At 52.8% G+C, this 25,076-nt stretch carries 19 protein-coding genes; 15 read left to right on the top strand and 4 right to left on the bottom strand.

The features are described from left to right. Positions 1-5 precede the first annotated feature (5 nt). The 3 genes from E2L00_RS06185 to E2L00_RS06175 all read left to right on the top strand — a co-directional run bounded on the left by E2L00_RS06185 (position 6) and on the right by E2L00_RS06175 (position 4,182). Positions 6-1,352, top strand: a complete 1,347-nt coding sequence (locus tag E2L00_RS06185) for an AAA family ATPase (protein WP_167608484.1) — start codon at positions 6-8, stop codon at positions 1,350-1,352. A 93-nt stretch (positions 1,353-1,445) separates the two neighbouring features. After that, positions 1,446-2,738 carry a serine--tRNA ligase gene (gene serS, locus E2L00_RS06180; protein ID WP_167608481.1) on the top strand — a complete coding sequence of 431 codons (1,293 nt, stop codon included), beginning with the start codon at positions 1,446-1,448 and terminating at the stop codon, positions 2,736-2,738. 295 nt (positions 2,739-3,033) lie between these two features. Next, positions 3,034-4,182: an MFS transporter gene (locus tag E2L00_RS06175; RefSeq protein WP_167608479.1), complete on the top strand. Its 1,149-nt coding sequence runs from the start codon at positions 3,034-3,036 to the stop codon at positions 4,180-4,182. A gap of 168 nt (positions 4,183-4,350) precedes the next feature. Here E2L00_RS06175 and pflA read toward each other — a convergent pair whose 3' ends face one another. From pflA to ycaO, 4 genes are all read right to left on the bottom strand, one after another. Next, positions 4,351-5,091, bottom strand: coding sequence for a pyruvate formate lyase 1-activating protein (gene pflA / locus E2L00_RS06170; RefSeq protein WP_167608476.1), 741 nt, complete (start codon positions 5,089-5,091; stop codon positions 4,351-4,353). A gap of 384 nt (positions 5,092-5,475) precedes the next feature. Next, positions 5,476-7,758: a formate C-acetyltransferase gene (pflB, locus tag E2L00_RS06165; protein WP_167608473.1), complete on the bottom strand. Its 2,283-nt coding sequence runs from the start codon at positions 7,756-7,758 to the stop codon at positions 5,476-5,478. A 53-nt stretch (positions 7,759-7,811) separates the two neighbouring features. Beyond that, positions 7,812-8,669: a formate transporter FocA gene (gene focA, locus E2L00_RS06160; protein WP_167608470.1), complete on the bottom strand. Its 858-nt coding sequence runs from the start codon at positions 8,667-8,669 to the stop codon at positions 7,812-7,814. Between the two features lie 559 nt (positions 8,670-9,228). After that, on the bottom strand, positions 9,229-10,992 hold the full coding sequence (gene ycaO / locus E2L00_RS06155) for a 30S ribosomal protein S12 methylthiotransferase accessory factor YcaO (RefSeq protein ID WP_167608467.1): 1,764 nt from the start codon (positions 10,990-10,992) through the stop codon (positions 9,229-9,231). 135 nt (positions 10,993-11,127) lie between these two features. Here ycaO and E2L00_RS06150 point away from each other — a divergent pair, with 135 nt between their 5' ends. From E2L00_RS06150 to kdsB, 12 genes are all read left to right on the top strand, one after another. After that, on the top strand, positions 11,128-11,820 hold the full coding sequence (locus E2L00_RS06150) for a DUF421 domain-containing protein (RefSeq protein ID WP_167608464.1): 693 nt from the start codon (positions 11,128-11,130) through the stop codon (positions 11,818-11,820). A 160-nt stretch (positions 11,821-11,980) separates the two neighbouring features. Continuing rightward, positions 11,981-13,066, top strand: coding sequence for a 3-phosphoserine/phosphohydroxythreonine transaminase (gene serC / locus E2L00_RS06145; RefSeq protein ID WP_167608461.1), 1,086 nt, complete (start codon positions 11,981-11,983; stop codon positions 13,064-13,066). A 76-nt stretch (positions 13,067-13,142) separates the two neighbouring features. Continuing rightward, positions 13,143-14,426 (top strand): 3-phosphoshikimate 1-carboxyvinyltransferase, encoded by a 1,284-nt coding sequence (gene aroA / locus E2L00_RS06140; protein WP_167609642.1) that lies wholly within the window; start codon positions 13,143-13,145, stop codon positions 14,424-14,426. 196 nt (positions 14,427-14,622) lie between these two features. Further along, a complete protein-coding gene (gene cmk / locus E2L00_RS06135) occupies positions 14,623-15,303 on the top strand; it encodes a (d)CMP kinase (protein ID WP_167608458.1) in 681 nt (226 codons plus the stop codon). Between the two features lie 191 nt (positions 15,304-15,494). After that, positions 15,495-17,168 (top strand): 30S ribosomal protein S1, encoded by a 1,674-nt coding sequence (rpsA, locus tag E2L00_RS06130; RefSeq protein ID WP_121267283.1) that lies wholly within the window; start codon positions 15,495-15,497, stop codon positions 17,166-17,168. 90 nt (positions 17,169-17,258) lie between these two features. After that, on the top strand, positions 17,259-17,546 hold the full coding sequence (gene ihfB, locus E2L00_RS06125) for an integration host factor subunit beta (protein WP_121267284.1): 288 nt from the start codon (positions 17,259-17,261) through the stop codon (positions 17,544-17,546). A gap of 202 nt (positions 17,547-17,748) precedes the next feature. Continuing rightward, a complete protein-coding gene (locus tag E2L00_RS06120; RefSeq protein WP_167608455.1) occupies positions 17,749-20,025 on the top strand; it encodes a ComEC family protein in 2,277 nt (758 codons plus the stop codon). A gap of 37 nt (positions 20,026-20,062) precedes the next feature. Continuing rightward, a complete protein-coding gene (msbA, locus tag E2L00_RS06115) occupies positions 20,063-21,811 on the top strand; it encodes a lipid A ABC transporter ATP-binding protein/permease MsbA (RefSeq protein WP_167608452.1) in 1,749 nt (582 codons plus the stop codon). Beyond that, a complete protein-coding gene (gene lpxK, locus E2L00_RS06110; RefSeq protein ID WP_167608449.1) occupies positions 21,808-22,791 on the top strand; it encodes a tetraacyldisaccharide 4'-kinase in 984 nt (327 codons plus the stop codon). Before msbA ends, lpxK begins: the two co-directional genes overlap by 4 nt. Positions 22,792-22,837: 46 nt before the next feature. Then, positions 22,838-24,070, top strand: a complete 1,233-nt coding sequence (locus tag E2L00_RS06105) for a winged helix-turn-helix domain-containing protein (protein WP_167608446.1) — start codon at positions 22,838-22,840, stop codon at positions 24,068-24,070. 49 nt (positions 24,071-24,119) lie between these two features. Then, positions 24,120-24,302, top strand: coding sequence for a Trm112 family protein (locus tag E2L00_RS06100; RefSeq protein ID WP_167608443.1), 183 nt, complete (start codon positions 24,120-24,122; stop codon positions 24,300-24,302). Continuing rightward, complete coding sequence (gene kdsB, locus E2L00_RS06095) at positions 24,299-25,045, top strand: 3-deoxy-manno-octulosonate cytidylyltransferase (RefSeq protein ID WP_167608440.1); 747 nt, start codon at positions 24,299-24,301, stop codon at positions 25,043-25,045. The genes E2L00_RS06100 and kdsB overlap by 4 nt, the downstream gene beginning before the upstream one ends. Positions 25,046-25,076: the final 31 nt, after the last annotated feature.

The raw sequence follows: 25,076 nt of genomic DNA, 5'->3' as shown, positions 1-25,076 counted from the left end.
CGTGAGTGGGCAATCTGTCGCTCGATTTTTCTGATCATACGTTTCAACCTCTGGCCGCGCGTATGCGGCCAGAAAACTTAACGCAGTACATTGGTCAGCAGCATCTTTTAGCCGCCGGCAAGCCTTTGCCAAGGGCAATCGAAGCAGGCCATCTTCATTCGATGATTTTATGGGGACCTCCGGGGACCGGTAAAACGACGCTGGCAGAAGTGATCGCGCATTACGCCAATGCGGACGTTGAGCGCATTTCTGCGGTGACTTCAGGCGTAAAAGAGATCCGTGAAGCCATCGAACGCGCGCGCCAGAATCGCAATGCCGGGCGTCGCACTATTCTGTTTGTCGACGAAGTCCATCGCTTCAACAAGAGCCAGCAGGATGCTTTCCTGCCGCACATTGAAGACGGCACCATTACCTTTATCGGCGCGACCACTGAAAACCCCTCGTTTGAACTGAACTCCGCGTTACTTTCACGCGCGCGGGTTTATTTGCTGAAGTCCCTTACCGTCGAAGATATCGAAAAGGTGCTGGATCAAGCGATGAACGACAGCGAGCGGGGCTACGGTGATCAGACCGACCTGGTGCTGCCGATTGAAACTCGCCGGGCAATTGCGGAGCTGGTTAACGGAGACGCTCGTCGCGCGCTGAATACGCTAGAAATGATGGCCGATATGGCCGAGAGCGATGCAAAAGGTAAACGCGTTCTGCACACGACGTTGCTTACGGAAATTGCGGGTGAACGCAGCGCGCGCTTTGATAATAAAGGCGACCGTTTTTACGATCTCATTTCCGCGTTACACAAATCCGTACGCGGCTCATCACCGGATGCAGCGCTGTACTGGTACGCCCGCATTATTACCGCTGGCGGCGACCCGCTTTATGTAGCGCGCCGTTTATTAGCCATTGCTTCAGAAGACGTGGGCAATGCCGATCCGCGTGCTATGCAGGTCGCTATCTCCGCATGGGACTGCTTTACCCGCGTTGGGCCGGCGGAAGGGGAGCGCGCCATCGCGCAGGCAATCGTCTATCTCGCCTGCGCGCCAAAAAGTAACGCCGTCTATACCGCTTTCAAAGCCGCAATGGCGGATGCCCGCGAGCGTCCGGATTACGACGTGCCCGTTCATCTGCGCAATGCGCCAACCAAACTGATGAAAGAAATGGGTTACGGGCAGGCGTATCGTTATGCTCATGACGAGCCCAACGCCTATGCTGCCGGTGAAGCCTATTTCCCTGAGGATTTGGCACAAACACGCTATTATCATCCGACAAACAGAGGTCTTGAAGGCAAAATCGGCGAAAAGCTCGCCTGGCTTGCTGAACAGGATCAAAATAGCCCGACAAAACGCTACCGCTAATGCAGGCGTTGCGGTAAGGTTAGCAAGACTATCAATGTGGCCGCAGGCTGTGGCCGCATCCCCTTCATTTAATTCGATAAGCACAGGATAAGCATGCTCGATCCCAATCTGCTGCGTACAGAGCCAGACGCAGTCGCTGAAAAACTGGCACGCCGAGGCTTTAAGCTGGATGTAGAAACGCTGCGCTCCTTAGAAGAGCGTCGTAAAGTGTTGCAGGTAAAAACTGAAAATCTGCAGGCTGAACGTAACTCGCGATCGAAATCCATCGGCCAGGCGAAAGCGCGTGGGGAAGATATCGAGCCGCTGCGTTTGCAGGTCAACCAGCTGGGCGAAGAGCTGGATGCGGCTAAAACCGAGCTTGAGGCCCTGCTGGCAGAGATCCGTGACATCGCGCTGACGCTGCCTAACATTCCGGATGACTGCGTACCAAACGGTAAAGACGACAGCGAGAACGTTGAAGTCAGCCGCTGGGGTGAGCCGCGTAAATTCGATTTTGAAGTGCGCGATCACGTCACGCTGGGCGAAATGGCTAAAGGCCTGGATTTCGCTTCTGCGGTTAAACTGACCGGCTCCCGTTTCGTTGTGATGCAGGGTCAGATTGCTCGTCTGCACCGCGCCTTAAGCCAGTTCATGCTCGATCTGCATACCGAACAGCATGGTTACATGGAAAACTATGTGCCGTATCTGGTGAACCAGGAGACGCTGTATGGTACAGGCCAATTGCCTAAGTTCGGCGGCGATCTGTTCCATACTCGTCCACTGGAAGAAGAGGCGGATGCCAGCAACTATGCGCTGATCCCAACGGCGGAAGTGCCGTTGACCAACCTGGTGCGCGACGAGATCATTGACGAAGATTCCCTGCCGATAAAGCTGACTGCGCATACGCCTTGCTTCCGTTCCGAGGCGGGCTCTTATGGTCGTGATACTCGCGGTCTGATCCGTCAGCACCAGTTCGATAAAGTTGAAATGGTGCAGATCGTTCGCCCGGAAGACTCTATGGATGCGCTGGAAGAGCTGACCGGCCAGGCGGAGAAAGTGCTACAGCTGCTGAATCTGCCGTACCGCAAGGTGCTGCTGTGCAGCGGCGATATCGGCTTTGGCTCGGCTAAAACCTACGATCTTGAAGTCTGGCTGCCCGCTCAAAACACCTACCGCGAAATCTCTTCCTGTTCAAACATGTGGGATTTCCAGGCGCGTCGCCTGCAGGCTCGCTGCCGCAGCAAAGCCGATAAGAAAACCCGCCTGGTGCACACCCTGAACGGCTCCGGCCTGGCAGTGGGTCGTACTCTGGTTGCGGTGCTGGAAAACTACCAGCAGGCCGACGGCCGCATCGAAGTGCCGGAAGCGCTGCGTCCTTATATGAAAGGGCTTGAGTATATCGGTTAAGCGTTATATTGCCGCTCGATTCTGACTAAGCGCCTGCGGGCGCTTTTTTTATCAGCTAAGAAAATATTAGCCGAGTACCATGAAATTTTTCATCCATCCCGCTTCGATTATTCCTGCCCGATTCTATCAAAAACAGCGAGATAGCATTTCTGCATTACGCTTAACCCTTGGCGAAGATAAGTTTTTCAAATCGACAGGGTGCAATTCCTGCGAGAGCCCGTCAGCGCTGGATTGACAAAGATTTTGCCGGTGGCATGATGCGCACAAATTTCTTCTCTTCCTCGCGGTTTTTTACATGTCCACCTATACCCGGCCAGTGATGCTTTTGCTCTGTGGCCTGATGCTGTTGACCCTGGCGATAGCGGTGCTCAATACGCTTGTTCCCCTGTGGCTTGCCCATGAACATCTGCCAACCTGGCAGGTAGGGATGGTCAGTTCGTCCTACTTTACCGGCAACCTGCTGGGCACGATGGTGACGGGCTGGCTCATTAAGCGTCAGGGTTTTAATCGCAGCTATTATCTTGCCTCGCTGATTTTTGCCGTCGGCTGCGTAGGCCTGGGGTTAATGGGGGGATTCTGGAGCTGGATGATGTGGCGCTTCATCGCGGGCGTTGGCTGCGCGATGATCTGGGTGGTGGTTGAAAGCGCGCTGATGTGCAGCGGCACTTCCCGTAATCGCGGACGTTTGCTTGCGGCTTATATGATGGTTTATTACGTCGGAACCGTGCTTGGCCAACTGATGGTCAGCAAAATGCCAACGGATTTAGTCAGCGTACTGCCCTGGGTGACCGCACTGGTGCTGGCCGCGATACTTCCTCTGCTGTTCACCCGCATCGTGAACGATCGCAGTGAAAGCCAGGAGGCCGTGGCGGTATGGCCAATGCTGCGTCTGCGCCACGCGCGACTTGGCGTCAACGGCTGCATTATCTCCGGCATTGTACTGGGTTCTCTGTACGGCCTGATGCCGCTGTATCTGAATCATCAGGGCGTGAGCGACTCCGGGATAGGTTTCTGGATGGCGGTGATGGTGAGCGCAGGGATCGTCGGACAGTGGCCGGTAGGGCGTTTAGCCGATAAATACGGCCGTTTGCTGGTGCTGCGTGTTCAGGTTTTCATCGTAATTTTAGGCTGCCTGGCGATGCTGAGTAATGCCGCGATGGGGCCGGCCTTGTTTGTGCTGGGCGCCGCCGGATTTACCCTTTACCCGGTTGCAATGGCATGGGCCTGCGAGAAGGTGGAACATCATCAGCTTGTGGCGATGAATCAGGCGCTGTTGCTCAGTTATACCGTTGGCAGCCTGCTGGGGCCGACCTTCACCGCCATGCTGATGCAGAGCTATTCAGACAATCTTTTGTTTGTGATGATTGCCGGCGTGGCGTTTGTCTATCTGTTGATGCTGCTGCGCAAAGCGGGACATCACCCGACGCCTGTGGCTCACGCCTGATACAAAAAGGCCCTTTTATAAGGGCCTCAGATTGCTGATAAACACCCAAAGCGTGGTTTTCGGATGTTTGGGGTAAACCAGAAGATATAATGCTTTTTTTAAAAGCGCTGGCAAAGCAACGTTTAACATCTGAAGACTTTATCAGCATTCAGACCCTCTTATGAGGGTTTAGTACATCACCTTGTGACCATACTGTTCGAGGATGCCTTTTACGCGATCCATGGTCTCTTTTTTGGGCGGATGTACGCCGTCCAGCTTGTACTCCTCACCCATTGCGACCCACTTATGCTTACCAAGTTCGTGGTACGGCAGCAGTTCGATTTTCTCAACGTTGCCCATGTCACGAGTGAACTCGCCGAGGCGGTGCGCGGAATCGTCATCGTCTGACCAGCCGGGCACGACCACATAGCGGATCCAGACCTTAATATTTTTATCAGCGAGGTAGCGTGCGAACTCCAGAGTGCGGTGATTAGACACGCCCACCAGGTTCTGATGTATCTCGTCGTTCATCTGTTTCAAATCGAGCATCACCAGATCGGTCACTTCCAGTAATTCATCGATCACCGGATCGTAACGGCGCACGAAACCGTTGGTATCAAGACAGGTGTGAATGCCTTCCTGGTGGCAGGCGCGGAACCAGTCACGCACAAATTCAGCCTGCAAAATGGCTTCCCCACCGGATGCGGTTACGCCGCCGCCGGAGGCATTCATAAAGTGGCGGTAGGTCACCACTTCTTTCATTAGCTCTTCGACGGTGATTTCTTTGCCGCCGTGCGTATCCCACGTATCACGGTTGTGACAGTACAGGCAGCGCATCAGGCAGCCCTGGAAGAAGGTGATAAAACGAATACCGGGGCCATCCACGGTACCGCATGATTCAAAGGAATGAATTCGGCCAATTGCTGACATTGCGGTGTTTTCTCCAGTATTGACCCATGAAGACAAAGCATGGGCCAGGTTGAGCGCGGTCTGTGTGTTGCGTGCCGCGTCGAATCAATTTTGCACGATAGCCTAAACGTAGCAGTTATCCTGCAAAACTGGTTCTGACCGGGGGATAAGAAAAGGCCCCACCTGAGTGGAGCCTTTATTCTATACCCGTCACCCTGCAAATTGCAGGGGTGTTGGCTGCATTCTCTCACCCGAGTCACTTACCTTAGTAAGCTCATCGGGATTATTCCCCTGCGAGCCGCTGCAAGCAGCGTTCAAAACGACTTGCGCCAATTTTGTCACTCGCTTGCCGCCTGGCTGTAATTCGCATCTCATAGGGCGATGCTTTTCCAGCCAAACCAGATATTACATGGTTTTTGTGAAGGTACGGGTAATAACGTCCTGCTGCTGCTCTTTGGTCAGGGAGTTAAAACGTACCGCGTAACCGGAGACGCGAATGGTCAACTGAGGATATTTCTCAGGGTGTTCCATCGCATCCAGCAGCATTTCACGGTTCATTACGTTCACGTTCAGGTGTTGACCACCTTCGATGGACGTCTCATGGTGGAAGTAACCATCCATCAGACCCGCGAGGTTAGTTTTACGCACGTCGTCGTCTTTGCCCAACGCGTTTGGCACGATAGAGAAGGTGTAAGAGATCCCGTCTTTAGCATAAGCAAACGGCAGTTTAGCAACGGAAGTCAGAGAGGCAACGGCGCCTTTCTGGTCGCGACCGTGCATTGGGTTAGCGCCTGGGCCGAACGGCGTACCTGCGCGACGGCCGTCTGGCGTGTTACCCGTTTTCTTACCATAAACCACGTTAGAAGTGATGGTCAGAACGGACTGCGTCGCGATAGCGCCACGGTAGGTAGTCAGTTTCTGAATTTTCTTCATGAAACGTTCTACCAGGTCAACGGCGATGTCATCCACGCGCGGATCGTTGTTACCGAACTGTGGATATTCACCTTCGATTTCGAAGTCTGTCGCCAGGCCGTCTTCATCACGAATTGGTTTAACTTTGGCGTACTTGATTGCAGACAGGGAGTCGGCTGCAACGGACAGACCGGCGATACCACAAGCCATAGTGCGAACAACGTCACGGTCATGCAGAGCCATCAGCGACGCTTCGTAGCTGTATTTATCATGCATATAGTGAATGATGTTCAGCGCGGTGACGTACTGTTTAGCCAGCCAGTCCATAAAGTGGTCCAGACGGTCCAGAACGTTATCGTAATCCAGAACCTCAGCAGTGATTGGCGCTTCTTTAGGACCAACCTGCATTTTCAGTTTTTCATCAACGCCGCCGTTGATCGCATACAGCATGGTTTTCGCGAGGTTTGCACGAGCACCGAAGAACTGCATTTGCTTACCAACGATCATCGGGCTTACGCAGCAGGCAATAGCGTAGTCGTCGTTGTTAAAGTCAGGACGCATCAGATCGTCATTCTCATATTGCAGAGAAGAGGTGTCGATGGAGACTTTAGCCGCGTATTTTTTAAAGTTCAGCGGTAGTTTTTCAGACCACAGAATGGTGATGTTCGGCTCCGGAGACGGCCCCATGGTATACAGGGTGTTCAGGAAGCGGAAGCTGGATTTGGTGACCAGAGTACGGCCATCAACGCCCATACCGCCGATAGATTCAGTTGCCCAGATTGGGTCGCCGGAGAACAGCTCATCGTATTCAGGGGTGCGCAGGAAGCGAACCATACGCAGCTTCATGACCAGGTGGTCAATCATTTCCTGCGCGTCGAGCTCGGTGATTTTGCCTGCTTTCAGGTCGCGTTCGATGTAGGCATCCAGGAAGGTGGATACGCGACCGAAGGACATGGCAGCGCCGTTCTGAGATTTAACCGCGGCCAGGTAGCCGAAGTAGGTCCACTGAACCGCTTCCTGAGCGTTGGTAGCAGGACCCGAGATATCGCAGCCGTATTTCGCCGCCATTTCTTTGATCTGACCCAGCGCGCGATGCTGTTCGGAGATCTCTTCACGCAGACGAATGGTTGCTTCCAGATCTTCACCGTTTTCCAGTTTGGTTTGCAGTGAGTTGAACTGGGCAAATTTGTCTTTCATCAGGTAGTCGATACCGTACAGCGCAACGCGACGGTAGTCACCGATGATACGACCGCGGCCGTAAGCATCCGGCAGACCGGTGATGACGCCTGATTTACGGCAGTTCAGGATGTCTTTGGTGTAAACGTCAAACACGCCCTGATTGTGAGTCTTACGGTATTCGGTAAAGATCTTTTTAAGCATAGGGTCGAGTTCACGACCGTATACTTTGCAGGAACCTTCAACCATTTTGATGCCGCCGAACGGAATAATGGCACGTTTCAGAGGCGCATCGGTTTGCAGACCCACGATGGTTTCGAGGGACTTGTTGATATAGCCAGCATCATGAGAGGTGATGGTTGAAGCGAGGTCGGTATCGAAGTCAACAGGCGCATGAGTGCGGTTTTCCTGTTTAACGCCTTCCATAACGCTGTCCCACAGCCTGGTAGTTGCGTCTGTCGCGCCTGCCAGGAAGGACTCGTCGCCCTCGTAAGGGGTGTAGTTTTTCTGAATGAAGTCACGTACGTTAACTTCATTCTGCCAGTCGCCTTTGGCAAAACCTTCCCAGGCTGTGGCTAACTTTTCATTAAGCTCGGACATGTAACACCTACCTTCTAATGTGGATTTCTTATTCCCCGCGCGTTGAACGGCACTTAGTGCTTGTCATCACCGCGCAGATAAATTACCCAGTATGTCAACCCGACCAACAAACCACCGCCGATGATGTTTCCGATAGTTACCGGAATGAGGTTATCAGTGATGAAGTTCAGTATGGTCAGATGAGAAAAACTATCCGCAGAAGACCCGACTGCGGTCCAGAACGCCGGGCTTGCGAAATGGCGTACCACGATCCCCATCGGGATCATGAACATGTTCGCAATGCTGTGCTCGAAGCCGCAGGCAACGAACATGGCGACCGGAAGGATCATTGCAAACATTTTGTCCATCAGGCTGCGACCGGAGTAGCTCATCCAGACGGCCAGGCAAACCATTAAGTTCGCAAGGATACCGAGGCACACGGCTTCGATGAATGTATGATGCATTTTATGGTCGGCGGTCTGCAGGACGTTCAGGCCCCAGGCGCCGTTAGCGGTCATATACATTCCTGACAGCCAAATCAGGAGGACAAAGAGAAGTGCGCCAATCAGATTACCAACATAGACGTTAATCCAGTTACGCGCTAACTGACCCCAGGTGATGCGGCCGCTGGCTTTCGCCACGACAATCAGCACGGTTGAGGTGAACAGATCGGCACCGCAGACCACGCAAAGTATCAACCCCAAAGAGAAACAGGTTCCGCCGATAAGCTTGGCGATACCGAATGGAATGGTCGAAGTACCGGTCGTAGCGGTAATGTAAAAGACAAAAGCAATCGAGATAAACATACCTGCTGTGATCGCTAAATAAAACGTCGTCAGCGGCTGTTTTGTTGCTTTATAGACACCGGTATCTTCGGCAACTTTTGCCATGACGGGTGGAAGCAATAGATCAAAAGGGTTGTCAGTTTTCACACTAACTCTCTCTTATTTATTCGGCGAGAAGATACTAACAAAGCATTATAGAGTAAAAATTGATGTGGATCATATTTAACCAAGCTTACGGACCCGCATGCGGCGGGCGAAAGCGCTATTTTTAAATTAACTCTATGATTTTAATGGAATAACTAAATTTTAAATGTTATTCATTAATTTGAAGTTTAGTTATCCCGCGTTTTTTTAACGTTAATTAAAACGGAGTATTTAAAAACAATGGCAACAATATATGCAGTTTAAAGATTAAATATTTCACCTGTATTTAACTGATTAGCTACATATAAGATTATTTTTTAGCATAATAAAAATAAGGGCAATAAAATTGCCCCTCAGATTGATGACAAACCCTCAATTTGCATATTGCACGTATAGCACCAAATAAAAAACCAGCAAAATCAATTCATTGATTTTCGGCTGCTAACCACAACGAAGGAAAAACCACGTTTTTTTCTTTTTTGTCAGAGAGTTAAGAGGCAATAAAATTGCCCCTTAATATAGCGCAAGCCGCGTTAATCAAGCAGCTGGCAAAGTACGCCCGTTAGTTAGCTTGCCAGAAACGGGCTTTCGCGCGCTGTAATTTTTCGTAAGCGCCCAGGAGCGCCTGATGTGCCGGAAACGCCTTAAGATCGCTGTCGACCGCCTGCAGGCCATAGAACGCAGCCTCGCCGCTTAACGCAGCGCTTGCTGCTTCCACGGTTTGCGCGCCATACATGCGGACAAACGCATTCAGATATTGCAGCGGCTCGCGTTCTTCTTCCATCGCCAGCAACAGCAGAGTTTGCAGGCAACGGTAGTAGTTAGCGCGTTCGGCGCTGAAAATAGAAGCATTGAACTCCATGGTCCATTCGGTCCAGATCAGCGCTTGCTCTGGATCGCCACCGGCCAGCGCCAGCATAGCCTTCAGCTCGCCGATGCGCAGCGTATACCAGCCATTATCTTTGCCTGTCGCCAGGCCAAGCAGCTCGCGTACGCGGGTAAAATCATCGTGGCCTTCTTCATCCAGCTGGGAAATCAGATCCAGATAATCCTGTTTTTCCCACTCGCTGCCCGGCAGGGCAAGAATGGTTTCGCGCAGGTGATAACCCATATTATTGTTGGCTAACAGCAGGTCTTCCGCAGGGTAAATATCGGACATGCCCGGAACGATAATGCGGCAGGCATAAACATCCAGATGCTGGTAATCCGCGATGTAAACCTCCTGGTCTTCCGCGTTAAAAATAGCCATTAACGTGGCGAACTCTTCTTCGGTTGTGCCTGAGAAGCTCCAGTCCACGAACGGGTAATCCGCATCCTGTTTGAACATATCCCAGGAGATCAGGCCGCTTGAGTCGATAAAGTGAGTTTCGAGGTTGGCGTGCTCCGCCACTTCTTCATCATCAAAGGTTGGTGGAGTAAAGACGTCGAGATCTTTAAGACCACGGCCCTGCAGCAGCTCGGTAACCGTACGTTCCAGCGCCACGCCGAAATCAGGATGCGCGCCGAACGAGGCGAAGCAGGTGCCGTTCGCCGGATTAAACAGGACAACACAGATAACCGGATATTTGCCGCCGAGGGAGCCATCGTAAGCAAATATCGGGAACCCTTCCGCTTCGAGCTTCGCGATGGATTCCACCACGCCCGGGTAGCGCGCGAGCACTGCCTGCGGAATTTCCGGCAGGCTGATTGATTCGGCAATAATGCGATTTTTAATATGGCGTTCAAAAACTTCGGACAGGCCCTGCACTCGCGCTTCGTTGGCGGTATTTCCGGCGGACATTCCGTTGGAAACGTACAGGTTGCCGATAATGTTCATCGGGATATAAACAGTTTGCAGATCGGACTGGCGGGTAAACGGCAACGCGCAGATGCCGCGTTCTTCGTTACCTGACTGCAGGTCGATCAGCATGCCTGCGGTCAGCTCGTTTTCTGGATCGTAAAACGCGCGCAGACGATCGTCGAGAATCCCTGCCGGCAGCTGTTCATCTTCAGGGATCGGGAACCACTTCTCATTCGGATAGTGCACAAATGGGCCATTGGCGATGGTTTCACCCAGCCAGAAATCAGCGAAAAAGTAGTTGGTGGAAAGACGTTCAAAATATTCGCCCAGCGCGGAAGCCAGCGCGGCTTTTTTGGTGGCGCCTTTGCCATTCGTAAAGCACAGCGCGCTGTCTTTATCACGAATGTGGACCGACCAAACGTTAGGAACGGGGTTCAGCCAGGAGGCTTCTTCTATATTAAAGCCGAGATCGGTGAGCTGCTTCTGGAAGCGGGCAATAGAATCTTCCAGGGCGGCATCTTTACCGGGAATAAAGGTTTGAGTCATGAGGTTCACTTTTGTCGTACGCAAAGCGCGCAATGATACGGGTTTTAGCGGGCTGGCGCTATCGCCAGCGTTGTGGGTGTTACTAGCATAACAGGCTATGCTTACACTCAGTAAATAACTGTTATGGCGGGATAAATGAAGACCTTTGATCTACAACGTATGGCTTTCAACGACGTGCCCCCTGACTTTTTATTAGAAGTCGGTGTCCGCAGCCTTTATACCTTTATTCTGGTTTTCCTGTTTTTGAAAATTACCGGACGTCGCGGCGTGCGTCAGATGTCGCTTTTTGAAGTGCTCATTATTTTGACCTTAGGCTCGGCTGCGGGCGACGTGGCGTTTTACCACGACGTGCCGATGCTGCCCGTATTTGTGGTGTTTATTACCCTTGCCTGTCTGTATCGCCTGGTGATGTGGCTGATGAACCACAGCGAAAAGCTGGAAACGCTGTTTGAGGGCAAAGCGAAGGTCATTATTGAAGACGGGGAGTTCGCCTGGGAAAAAATGCAGGCCCAGAACATGACCGAGTTTGAGTTTTTCATGGAGCTTCGGCTGCACAGCGTTGAACACCTGGGGCAGGTTCGCCTTGCTATCCTGGAGACCAACGGTCAGATAAGCGTCTATTTTTACCCGGATCATCTCGTCAGACCGGGATTATCCATTTTGCCCGAGCCCTGCAATGAACGGTTCGAAAAAATACCCGAAGATGGCGACTATGCCTGCATTCGCTGCAGCGAGATTATAAAGTTTAACGCCGGCGATAAATTATCTTGTCCACGCTGCAAAAATGACGCCTGGGTAAAAGCCTGTACCGCAAAGCGAGTGACGTGACGAGAATAAATAGGGTGTTTTATGGGCTGGCTGGTGGATTGTTTTGTGTGATTTTGCGCACATTCTTCCGCCGTGCCGGATTAACCATTGCAGCCCCTGCAAGTGAGTGATAAAACCGATAACGTGATAAATCTTATTGCTCTAAGCGTGGTGAGGGGAAATGACTCAGGTATACAATTTTAGTTCCGGCCCGGCGATGCTACCGGCTGACGTACTTCGTCGTGCACAGCACGAACTCTGCGACTGGAACGGGCTGGGCACCTCCGTAATGGAGATAAGCCACCGTAGTAAAGAATTTATTCAGGTAGCGCACGACGCCGAAAAAGATTTTCGCGATCTGCTGCAAATCCCCTCGAACTACAAAGTTTTGTTCTGCCACGGCGGCGGACGCGGACAGTTCGCTGGCGTTCCGTTAAACCTGCTGGGCGATAAGAAAACCGCTGACTACATCGACGGCGGCTACTGGGCGCATAGCGCGGTAAAAGAAGCGCATAAATACCTTACTCCAGCCGTGTTTGATGCCAAAGTGACCGTGGACGGCCTGCGTGCCATCAAGCCGATGAGCGAGTGGCAGGTTTCTGATAACAGTGCTTACCTGCACTATTGCCCGAACGAAACCATCGACGGCATCGCTATCCACGAAACGCCTGATTTCGGCGATACGGTGGTGGCCGCCGATTTTTCTTCTACCATCCTGTCGCAGCCGCTGGACGTCAGCCGTTTCGGTGTGATTTACGCAGGCGCGCAGAAAAATATCGGCCCGGCAGGCCTGACGCTGGTTATCGTGCGTGAAGATTTGCTTGGCAAGGCGCACCAATCCTGTCCGTCTATTCTCGATTACACCGTGCTAAACGATAACGACTCCATGTTTAACACGCCGCCAACCTTCGCCTGGTATCTGTCAGGGCTGGTATTTAAGTGGCTCAAAGAGCAAGGCGGCGTCGCGGCTATGGACAAAATCAACCAGGCGAAAGCGGATCTCCTTTACGGCGTGATTGATAACAGCGACTTCTATCGTAACGATGTGGCCCCGGCTAACCGTTCCCGCATGAACGTTCCGTTCCAGCTGGCCGACAGCGCTCTGGATAAGCTCTTCCTTGAAGAGTCCTTCGCGGCTGGTTTGCATGCTCTGAAAGGCCACCGTGTCGTGGGCGGCATGCGCGCTTCTATTTATAATGCTATGCCGCTTGAAGGCGTTAAAGCGCTTACTGACTTTATGGTTAACTTCGAACGTCGTCACGGCTAAGCCGCGCGCGTTGCGTTTCTCCCCGCGAGCCGTTCTCGCGGGGTTTATTCTGTTTGATTGAGAGTACTTCCCCATGCTGGAATCCCTGACGTTACAACCCATCGCGCTCGTTGACGGCACAATTAATCTTCCCGGTTCAAAAAGCGTTTCTAACCGCGCTTTGCTGCTTGCAGCACTCGCAAAAGGCACAACTGAGCTGACCAACCTGCTCGACAGCGATGATGTTCGTCATATGCTTAATGCGCTAAAAGCGCTGGGCGTAAGCTACACGCTTTCAGCGGATCGTACTCGTTGTGAGGTGGTTGGCGTTGGCGGGCCATTACAGGCTGCGGGTGAGCTGGAGCTTTTCCTGGGAAATGCGGGAACGGCGATGCGTCCTCTGGCCGCGGCTTTATGCGCAGGCAGCAATAATGTCGTCCTGACGGGCGAACCGCGCATGAAAGAGCGTCCTATCGGTCATCTGGTTGATGCTCTGCGTCAGGGCGGTGCGCAGATCGATTACCTCGAACAAGAAAACTATCCTCCGCTGCGTTTACGCGGTGGTTTTGCCGGTGGCCAGGTTGCGGTAGACGGCAGCGTTTCAAGCCAGTTTCTGACAGCGCTTCTTATGATGGCCCCGCTGGCGGCGAATGACACCGAAATCACCATTAAAGGTGAACTGGTTTCCAAACCTTATATCGACATCACTTTACACCTGATGAAAACCTTCGGTGTTAATGTCGAAAACCGTGACTATCGCAGCTTCGTCATTCGCGGCGGCCAGCAGTACCAGTCTCCGGGAGCTTATCTGGTTGAAGGCGATGCCTCTTCCGCTTCTTACTTTCTTGCGGCCGGTGCTATTAAAGGCGGCAAGGTAAAAGTCACCGGCATTGGACGCAACAGCGTGCAGGGCGATATCCGTTTCGCTGACGTGCTGGAAAAGATGGGCGCGAAAATTACCTGGGGCGAAGACTTTATCTCCTGCGAGCGCGGCGAGCTGAAGGCTATCGATATGGATATGAACCATATTCCCGATGCGGCAATGACCATAGCTACCGCGGCGCTCTTTGCAAAAGGCACCACGACGCTGCGCAATATTTATAACTGGCGGGTGAAAGAGACGGACAGACTGTCAGCGATGGCTACCGAGCTACGTAAAGTGGGCGCAGAAGTGGAAGAGGGCGAAGATTACATCGCCGTCACGCCGCCGACGAAGCTGCAGAACGCAGAGATCGGTACCTATAACGATCACCGTATGGCGATGTGTTTTTCGCTTGTCGCCCTGTCTGACACGCCGGTAACTATTCTTGACCCTGGCTGTACGGCGAAAACCTTCCCGGACTATTTTGAGCGGCTTGCAAGCATCAGTACCCTCGCGTAATTCTCTCCTAACCGCATCATTTGATGCGGTTTTCTTATCTCTCTACGTTTCCTTACAATCATGTTGCGCAATTCTTCTACACTCAGCCTGATTCCCCAGGATATTTAGCAGGAAAGATAACGGTCCGGCTGGTTGGGGGCGTATAATACGCGGCGTTCACGTTTTAGGTCCGCGATCCCGCGAGAAGGAGAAAAATATGACGGCACCCGCCCCGGTAATAACAATTGATGGACCAAGCGGTGCAGGCAAAGGCACGTTGTGTAAGGCGATGGCGGAAGCGTTGCAGTGGCATCTGCTGGACTCCGGCGCGATCTACCGCGTGCTTGCTCTGGCTGCCTTGCATCATCAGGTGGACGTTGTTTCTGAGGAAGCGCTGGTACCTCTGGCGGCGCACCTTGATGTGCGTTTTGTCGCGATCAACGGCAACCTTGAGGTGATTCTGGAAGGAGAAGATGTGAGCGGCGAAATTCGTACTCAGGAAGTCGCCAATGCTGCTTCGCAGATAGCCGCTTTCCCCCGTGTGCGCGAGGCCCTGCTGCGTCGCCAGCGCGCGTTCCGTGAAGCGCCCGGCCTTATCGCCGACGGGCGGGACATGGGAACGGTTGTCTTTCCTGACGCACCGGTGAAAATATTTCTTGATGCCTCATCTGAAGAACGCGCGCACAGGCGGATGCTACAGTTGCAGGAAAAGGGCTTTAGTGTTAACTTTGAGCGCCTTTTGGCCGAAATAAAAGAGCGCGACGATCGCGATCGTAATCGGCCCGTAGCGCCGTTAGTACCTGCCGCAGATGCTTTGGTGCTGGATTCAACCAGCATGTCTATAGACGAAGTCATCGAGCGCGCATTGGCCTATGCACGGGAAGTACTGGCAGCGTAAGCCGCCCCGTGATAAGAATTTTGTCAATATTGTCATGGCATTGCCATAGCGATATTTCTACAGATCGGGTAAAATTCGCCCCCTGTAATCTAACCCTGTCGGCATGGAGCCAATGGCGGGGTATGTCAAACAACCCCATTCGGCGGGACGCTAAATGGACGTTAAACTAAAGAACCTTGAAGATTAACAACATGACTGAATCTTTCGCTCAACTCTTTGAAGAATCCCTGAAAACAATCGAAACCCGTCCGGGTTCCATCGTTCGTGGCGTTGTTGTTGCTATCGACAAAGACGTAGTACTGGTTGACGCCGGTCTGAAATCTGAGTCTGCCATTCCGGCTGAGCAATTCAAAAACGCGGCTGGCGAACTGGAAATCCAGGTCGGCGACGAAGTTGACGTTGCTCTGGACGCAGTTGAAGATGGCTTCGGCGAAACCCTGCTGTCCCGTGAGAAAGCTAAGCGTCACGAAGCCTGGATCACGCTGGAAAAAGCTTACGAAGAAGCTGAGACTGTGGTCGGTGTTATCAACGGCAAAGTTAAAGGTGGCTTCACTGTTGAGCTGAACGGTATTCGCGCGTTCCTGCCAGGCTCCCTGGTTGACGTTCGTCCGGTTCGCGACACGCTGCACCTCGAAGGCAAAGAGCTTGAATTCAAAGTAATCAAGCTTGACCAGAAACGTAACAACGTTGTTGTTTCACGCCGTGCTGTTATCGAATCTGAAAACAGCGCAGAACGCGATCAGCTGCTGGAAAACCTGCAGGAAGGCATGGAAGTTAAAGGTATCGTTAAGAACCTTACTGACTACGGTGCATTCGTTGATCTGGGCGGCGTTGATGGCCTGCTGCACATCACTGACATGGCATGGAAACGCGTTAAGCATCCAAGCGAAATCGTGAACGTTGGCGACGAAATCACTGTTAAAGTGCTGAAGTTCGACCGCGAGCGTACCCGTGTTTCCCTGGGCCTGAAACAGCTGGGCGAAGATCCATGGGTAGCTATCGCTAAGCGTTACCCGGAAGGTACTCGTCTGACTGGCCGCGTAACCAACCTGACCGACTACGGCTGCTTCGTTGAAATCGAAGAAGGCGTTGAAGGCCTGGTGCACGTTTCCGAAATGGACTGGACCAACAAAAACATCCACCCATCCAAAGTTGTTAACGTTGGTGACGTAGTGGAAGTTATGGTTCTGGATATCGACGAAGAACGTCGTCGTATCTCCCTGGGCCTGAAGCAGTGCAAAAACAACCCATGGCAGCAGTTCGCTGAGACCCACAACAAAGGCGACCGCGTTGAAGGTAAAATCAAGTCTATCACTGACTTCGGTATCTTCATCGGCCTGGACGGCGGCATCGACGGCCTGGTTCACCTGTCTGACATCTCCTGGAACGTTGCAGGCGAAGAAGCAGTTCGTGAATACAAAAAAGGCGACGAAATCGCAGCTGTGGTTCTGCAGGTTGACGCAGAGCGCGAGCGTATCTCCCTGGGTGTTAAACAACTCGCAGAAGATCCGTTCAACAACTACGTTGCGCTGAACAAGAAAGGTACTATCGTTACTGGTAAAGTAACGGCAGTTGACGCGAAAGGTGCTACAGTTGAATTAGCAGACGGCGTAGAAGGCTACCTGCGTGCTTCTGAAGCTTCCCGTGACCGCGTTGAAGATGCAACTCTGGTTCTGAACGTAGGCGACGATGTTGAAGCTAAATTCACCGGCGTCGATCGTAAAAACCGTGTTGTGAGCCTGTCTGTTCGTGCTAAAGACGAAGCTGACGAGAAAGATGCAATTGCGACTGTTAACAACAAACAGGAAGAAGGCAACTTCTCTAACGCAATGGCTGAAGCATTCAAAGCAGCTAAAGGCGAGTAATCGTCCGAGCGCTATATCAGGGCGGCTGCGGCCGCCCTTGTTCGATTGATAGCTGTAAGCTAATTTTCCTGAATGGAAACCGGAGGAATCATGACCAAGTCAGAATTGATAGAAAGACTTGCAACCCAGCAATCTCACATTCCCGCTAAGGCTGTGGAAGACGCAGTAAAAGAGATGCTGGAGCATATGGCCTCTACGCTAGCCCTTGGCGAGCGTATTGAAATCCGGGGTTTCGGCAGCTTCTCATTACACTATCGCGCTCCTCGCACCGGACGTAACCCTAAGACCGGCGATAAAGTGGACCTGGAAGGCAAATACGTTCCGCACTTTAAACCAGGTAAAGAGCTACGTGACCGCGCCAATATTTACGGCAATTGAGTCTACGGATTTAACTGTTAAAAACGGTACCCACGGGTGCCGTTTTTTTATGTCTGCAATTCGCAGAGCGACTCTCGTCACAGCGTTCCCTGAAAATAAGTTCCCTTATAGAAAAACCCCGGAAACCTTCCCGTAAGTTTATTCATTGTCGGCTGACGCTGAATCCCTGATACACCACACTGCTCCCAACAAGGAGGTTGCTGTGGTTACTTTACCAGGGTTCTGTCTTAGCGCCGCTATTGGCATTTTACCGCTGTTGTGGTTAACCGATATTCCCGAACCGGCGACCATCGCATTACTGCTGGCAGCCGCGCTATGTCTTGCGGTTTTTAAGTTTCGGCTGCTGCGTTATTCGGCCATCGCCGTGCTTTGCTGCTGCTGGGGATTGCTTGCTGCCAAAGAAAGCCAGCTGTCATTTGAAAGCTGGATACAAAACCCCGTAACCGCGCGGGTGGTTATTACGCGTACCGATGGCGCTCAGAATCATGAGTTACAGATTATTCAAAGCGGTAAGCAATACTTTTTCCCACCGCCGGGCATCGTTTTGAGAGGAACCAACCTACCCGAACCCGTTTGTTCCGGCCAAAAATGGCAGATGACGCTGCGTTTGCGGCCGGTTCATGGTCAGATAAACGAAGGGGGATTTGATAGCCAGCGTTATGCGCTGGCACAAAATTTGCCGCTTCGGGGTCGCGTTGTCAAAGCGCAAAGGCTGAGCGAACAATGTTCTCTTCGCGGGCGATGGTTGAATGCGGTCACTAATGCGACACGGTCACTCACCTGGCAGGGAACGATCCTTGCTCTGGGGTTTGGTGAACGCACGGTTATGACCGCAGAGGTCAAGGATATCCTGCGGCGTACCGGAACCGCACATTTGATGGCAATCTCAGGGCTGCATATCTCACTGGCCGCAGGAGTAGGCTGGCTGTTTGCAAGATTTATTCAGCTATTTTTGCCTGCCCATCGGATTCATTTTCGAATGCCCCTGCTTGCAAGCCTGTTTACTGCCGGCGTCTGTACCTGGCTTGCAGGCTCTAACCCTCCGGCGACAAGAACCTTTTTAGGGCTGGTTATCTGGTTATCGCTTCGTTTGAGCGGCCGACAATGGTCGAACTGGGAAGTCTGGATCTGCTGTATAGCCGGGATCCTGCTTTACGAGCCTTTAACGGTATTGTCCGACAGTTTCTGGCTGTCTGTACTCGCTGTCGCCGGGATTATCTTCTGGTATCAGTGGATGCCGCTGCCACGTCGGGTCGCGCACTGGCGATGGTTTTATCGCCATCTGGCGGGTCTGGTATATTTACAGGCGGGCATCACGTTACTTTTATTGCCGTTGCAGGTTTTTATATTTCACGGGCTTAGCGTAAACGCGCTGCTGGCAAATCTGTTAGCCGTGCCCTTTGTTTCCTTTATTGTCACGCCAGTGCTGCTGACAGGACTCATGCTGACGGGCATCCCATGGCTGGGAAAAAATCTGTGGCGGCTGGTAGATGTCCTGCTGGAACAGCTGTTTGTTTTTCTCAGACTCCTGCCGGGAGGCTGGCAGGAGCTGGACGAGCGTTTTCAGGCGGTGAGTTTTATTGGCTGGGGAGCCATCGGCATCTGCCGTTTATTCCTCTGGAGAACTTCCGCAGCTTCAACAGGCGTGCTGATGATTATTCTGATCGTTTTTAGTTTCCGTACGCCTGAGGAAAAAGACGAGCAATCGTGGGAAATTACGATGCTGGATGTAGGACATGGCCTTGCTGTTGCTATCGTTCGTCATGGCAAAGTGCTTCTCTATGACACAGGAAACGCCTGGCCTGGCGGGGACGCTGCGCAACAGGTCATTATCCCCTGGCTGCGCTGGCGTAATCTCACCCCCGAAGCCGTTATCATTAGTCATGAACATCTCGATCATCGCGGCGGGCTTCCCAGCCTGCAGCGGGCCTGGCCGGGAATGACGGTCCGTAGCCCGCTTCGCTGGGCAAACCACCTTCCTTGCTTTCAGGGGCAAAAGTGGCAATGGCAGGGCCTGGATTTCACCGCATGGTGGCCGCCAGAAGCGCACCGGGCGCCGGGTAATAACGGCTCCTGCGTGGTAATGGTTAGCGACGGCCGGTTTCGGCTGCTGTTAACCGGCGATGTGGAAGCACCCGCAGAATTTGCTATGCTCAGGAAGCAGTGGGGCGCATTTGAGGCTGATATTGTTCAGGTTCCTCATCATGGCAGCCGAACCTCGTCAACTGCGCCCCTCTTGCGGGCTATTTCTGGTAAGGCCGCGCTGGCTTCGGTTTCCCGTTATAACGCCTGGCGCTTACCGTCTGCGAAAGTTATTGAACGCTACAAAAAGCAGGGCTACACATGGTACGACACGGCTCATGCCGGCCAAATCACTATCCGCATAAAGCGTGATAAATGGCAAATCAAGGGCTTCAGAGATCAAATAATGCCCCGTTGGTATCATCAGTGGTTTGGCGTCACCCGCGATAATAGGTAGAATATGCGGCTATTTCATTAAATGCTGGTTCGACTTAATGCAGAACGATAAAGATCTCTCCACCCTACAGACCTTCCGTCGCCTCTGGCCGATGATTGCTCCTTTTAAAGCGGGTCTGATCGTGGCTGGGGTTGCGTTAATCCTCAACGCAGCCAGCGATACCTTTATGCTATCGTTGCTTAAACCGTTACTGGATGATGGTTTCGGTAAAACGGATAAATCCGTTTTGTTATGGATGCCGCTGGTTGTCATCGGGCTTATGGTGATGCGCGGCCTGACAAGTTACGTGTCAAGTTACTGTATTTCGTGGGTTTCAGGCCAGGTAGTCATGAATATGCGCCGCCGCCTGTTCAGCCATATGATGGGAATGCCCGTCGCCTACTTCGATCAGCAATCGACAGGTACGCTGCTTTCTCGTATTACCTATGATTCCGAGCAGGTGGCATCGTCCTCTTCCAGCGCGCTTATTACCGTAGTGCGTGAAGGTGCTTCCATCATCGGCCTGTTTGTGCTGATGTTCTGGTATAGCTGGCAGCTTTCGCTGATTTTGATTGTGCTTGCGCCAGTCGTCTCCTTCGCCATTCGCCTGGTTTCTAAACGCTTTCGTAATATCAGCAAGAACATGCAGAACACTATGGGACAGGTGACGACCAGCGCGGAACAAATGCTCAAAGGGCATAAAGAAGTGCTGATTTTTGGCGGTCAGGAAGTAGAAACGGATCGCTTTAACAAAGTCAGCAACCATATGCGCCACCAGGGCATGAAACTGGTGTCAGCCTCTTCGATTTCAGATCCTATTATTCAACTGATTGCCTCCCTCGCGCTGGCCTTTGTTCTTTATGCTGCGAGTTTCCCGAGCGTGATGGAAACCCTGACCGCCGGTACTATCACCGTCGTGTTCTCTTCCATGATTGCTCTGATGCGTCCGCTAAAATCGTTGACCAACGTTAACGCTCAGTTCCAGCGCGGTATGGCGGCATGCCAGACGCTGTTCTCTATCCTCGATTCTGAACAGGAGAAAGACGAAGGCACGCGCAAAATTGAACGTGCGAAAGGCGATCTTGAATTCAGAAATGTGACTTTCACCTATCCTGGCCGCGATATTCCTGCGTTACGCGACGTTAGCCTGAATGTTCCCGCCGGGAAGACGGTTGCGCTGGTAGGACGTTCGGGCTCAGGAAAATCTACTATCGCCAGCCTCATTACGCGGTTCTACGATATTGAGGAAGGCAACGTCCTGATTGATGGCGTGGACATCCGTGAATACACGCTGTCGTCGCTTCGTAATCAGGTGGCGCTGGTTTCACAGAATGTTCACCTGTTTAACGACACCATAGCCAACAACATCGCCTATGCGCGGACAGAACAGTACAGCCGTGAAGACATTGAAAAGGCTGCCCGCATGGCTTACGCGATGGACTTCATCAGTAAAATGGACAACGGTCTGGATACCGTTATTGGCGAAAACGGCGTGCTGCTTTCCGGCGGTCAGCGTCAGCGTATCGCCATTGCCCGTGCGCTGCTGCGTGACAGCCCAATATTAATTCTTGATGAAGCTACCTCCGCGTTGGATACGGAATCGGAACGCGCCATTCAGGCGGCGCTGGACGAATTACAGAAAAACCGTACCTCTCTGGTTATTGCTCACCGTCTGTCTACTATTGAACAAGCCGATGAAATCGTGGTGGTGGAAGATGGCCGTATCGTTGAGCGTGGCCCGCACGCTGAGCTGATCGCCCATCGTGGCGTGTACGCTCAGCTGTATAAGATGCAATTCGGCGAATGATCGAACGCATCTGGTCGGGAAAATCTTCTCTCTACCTACTGTTACTGCCGCTCTCCTGGCTTTATGGCCTGGTGAGCGGAGCTATTCGGCTTAGCTGGAAACTTGGGCTGCGTAAGGCGTGGCGCGCACCGGTTCCGATTGTAGTGGTCGGTAATCTGACCGCAGGCGGCAATGGCAAGACACCGGTAGTTATCTGGCTCGTGGAGCAGCTTCAGTCACGAGGTATCCGCGTGGGGGTTGTTTCCCGTGGCTACGGGGGCAAAGCAGAGCGTTATCCTTTAATCCTTACTCCCGCTACCGATACCACGCAGGCAGGGGATGAGCCGGTGTTGATTTATCAGCGTACTGGTGCGCCTGTGGCCGTGGCTCCTGAACGCAGTGCTGCGGTAAAAGTTTTAATCGAACATGCGCAGCCGCAGCTCATCATCACCGATGATGGCCTGCAACACTACGCCCTGGCGCGGGATAAAGAAATTGTTGTAGTAGACGGCGTGCGCCGGTTCGGCAACGGCTGGTGGCTGCCCGCTGGGCCAATGCGCGAGCGGGCTGGGCGGTTAAACTCTGTGGATGCGATAATCACCAACGGTGGCGAAGCGCAGGCAGGAGAAATTGCTATGCACCTGCAACCAGGAGAGGCCGTTAATTTGCTCAGCGGCGAGCGTTGTCCTGCGCAGGTTTTGCAGAATGTGGTCGCAATGGCGGGCATCGGTCATCCACCGCGTTTTTTCGCCACGCTAAAGCAGTGCGGCGTGACGCCGGTTAACACGGTAAGCCTTGCGGATCATCAGGCGCTGACGGAAGCGGATGTCGTAAAGCTGCTGGATAAAGACCAGACGTTATTAATGACGGAAAAAGATGCGGTTAAATGTCGTGCCTTTGTGGCGGGTCATGAGAACTGGTGGTATCTGCCCGTTGATGCTCGCCTTGCCCAACCGCAGGCAGAACAGCTGCTGCAAACCCTGGTTGCGCTGGTGAAGTAGGCTTTTCAGCGCGCCGCGCAATGGTTTGTTGACGACAGGAAAGATTATGTCCTTACCGTACCTGACCTTACAAGCTGCCCGAAACCTTCACCTTGCCGCGCAGGGGCTGCTAAACAAACCGCGCCGTCGCGCCCGCGCGTCAGACATCATCGAGACAATATCGCAGATGTCGCTCCTGCAAATCGATACCATCAACATTGTCGCCCGTAGCCCTTATCTGGTGCTGTTCAGCCGCCTTGGGCAATACTCCCCAGGCTGGCTTGATGAAGCCTTAGCGAGTGGAAAGCTCATCGAATACTGGGCACACGAGGCGTGTTTTCTGCCTAAAGAAGATTTTGCGCTGGTGCGCCACAGAATGCTGCAGCCGGAGAATATGGGCTGGAAATACAAGCCGGACTGGATGGCGGAACATGCAGAAGAGATTGAACGCCTGCTCGCGCATATTGCGGAAAACGGCCCGGTTCGTTCGGCGGATTTTGAACATCCGCATAAAGGTGCAGGCGGCTGGTGGGAATGGAAACCGCATAAAAAACATCTTGAAGGTCTGTTTACTTCCGGTCAGGTGATGGTAATTGAGCGCCGCAATTTTCAGCGAGTTTACGACCTTACGACCCGCGTAATGCCGGACTGGAACGATGAGCTAAACCTTATTCAGCAACAGGATGCCGAACGGCAAATGCTGGAAAACAGCGCCCGCAGCCTGGGCATTTTCCGCCCCGAGTGGCTGGCTGACTACTATCGTTTACGTCGTGTTCCCGTTAAGGCCATCATGAGCGAGTGGGAGCTGCAGGGAAAGATCGTTCCCGTGCAGACAGAAAAGCTGGGCGAGATGTGGGTGCACAGCGCGTTGTTGCCATTGCTGCCACGCGCGGAACAGAACAAGCTTAAAGCGACTCATAGCGCCGTGCTGTCCCCCTTTGATCCCGTCGTTTGGGATCGCGCGCGTGCGCAAGCGCTGTTTGATTTCTCATATCGTCTGGAATGCTACACCCCGGCGGCAAAACGTAAATACGGCTATTTCGTTTTGCCGCTGCTGCATCGGGGCGTACTGGTCGGGCGTATGGATGCCAAAATGCACCGCAAGCGCAGCGAGCTTGAAATTATCAGCTTGTATCTGGAAGAGGGCATCAGGCCCGGTATATCATTGACAGACGGCCTGCACGGCGCGTTAACGGAGTTTGCGCTCTGGCAAGGCGCTTCACGGATTGCCCTGGGGAGTATTCCCGCTTTGCTTGCCGCCGTATGGGGAAGCGGCTGGGAAATTACCCCGAGGAGCTAATCAGTTATGTTATCCTGACGCCCTTGATGGCGCCCGTTCTGGAGTATCTATGGAAAGTCGTTTACTTGAAATCATTGCCTGCCCGGTGTGCAACGGCAAACTCTATTTTAACCAAGAAAAGCAAGAGCTTATCTGTAAAGCTGATGGCCTGGCCTTTCCGTTCCGCGACGGTATTCCGGTTCTGCTGGAAACCCAGGCGCGCACGCTGACCCTCGACGAGACGACTTCATGAGTTTTGTGGCAATTATCCCTGCCCGCTATTCGTCCACACGTTTGCCGGGCAAGCCGCTGAAAGATATTAACGGCAAACCGATGGTGGTGCATGTTCTGGAACGTGCCCGTGAGTCCGGCGCGGAACGTATTATTGTCGCCACCGATCACGAAGACGTAGCTCGTGCTGTAGAAGCCGCTGGCGGCGAAGTGTGCATGACCCGTGCGGATCATCAGTCAGGTACCGAACGCCTCGCCGAAGTTATCGAAAAATGCGGCTTTGGCGACGACACCGTCATCGTCAACGTGCAGGGCGATGAACCAATGATCCCGCCGGTCATCATTCGTCAGGTCGCAGAAAATCTGGCTAACAGCCAGGCGGGAATGGCAACCCTCGCCGTACCTATCGACTCGGCGGAAGAAGCCTTTAATCCGAACGCGGTTAAAGTGGTGATGGATGCTCAGGGCTATGCTCTGTACTTCTCGCGAGCCACCATTCCATGGGATCGCGACCGGTTCGCTCAGTCGCGTGAAAAAATTGGCGATACTTTCCTGCGTCACATCGGCATTTACGGATATCGTGCGGGTTTTATCCGTCGCTATATCAGCTGGGAACCAAGCCAGCTTGAGCAAATTGAAATGCTGGAGCAACTGCGCGTTTTGTGGAACGGTGAAAAAATTCACGTTGCGGTAGCAAAAGAGATCCCCGGTACGGGCGTGGATACGCCGGAAGATCTGGAACACGTTCGCATAGCGATGCGCTAAATCTTTCCTGCACTGAAAAACCGGCCGCTGA

The sequence above is a fragment of the Cedecea colo genome (assembly GCF_011808225.1).
Lineage (GTDB): Bacteria > Pseudomonadota > Gammaproteobacteria > Enterobacterales > Enterobacteriaceae > Dryocola > Dryocola colo.
Note: the sequence above shows the minus strand (reverse complement) of the source record. Positions and strands in the feature narration are given on the sequence as shown.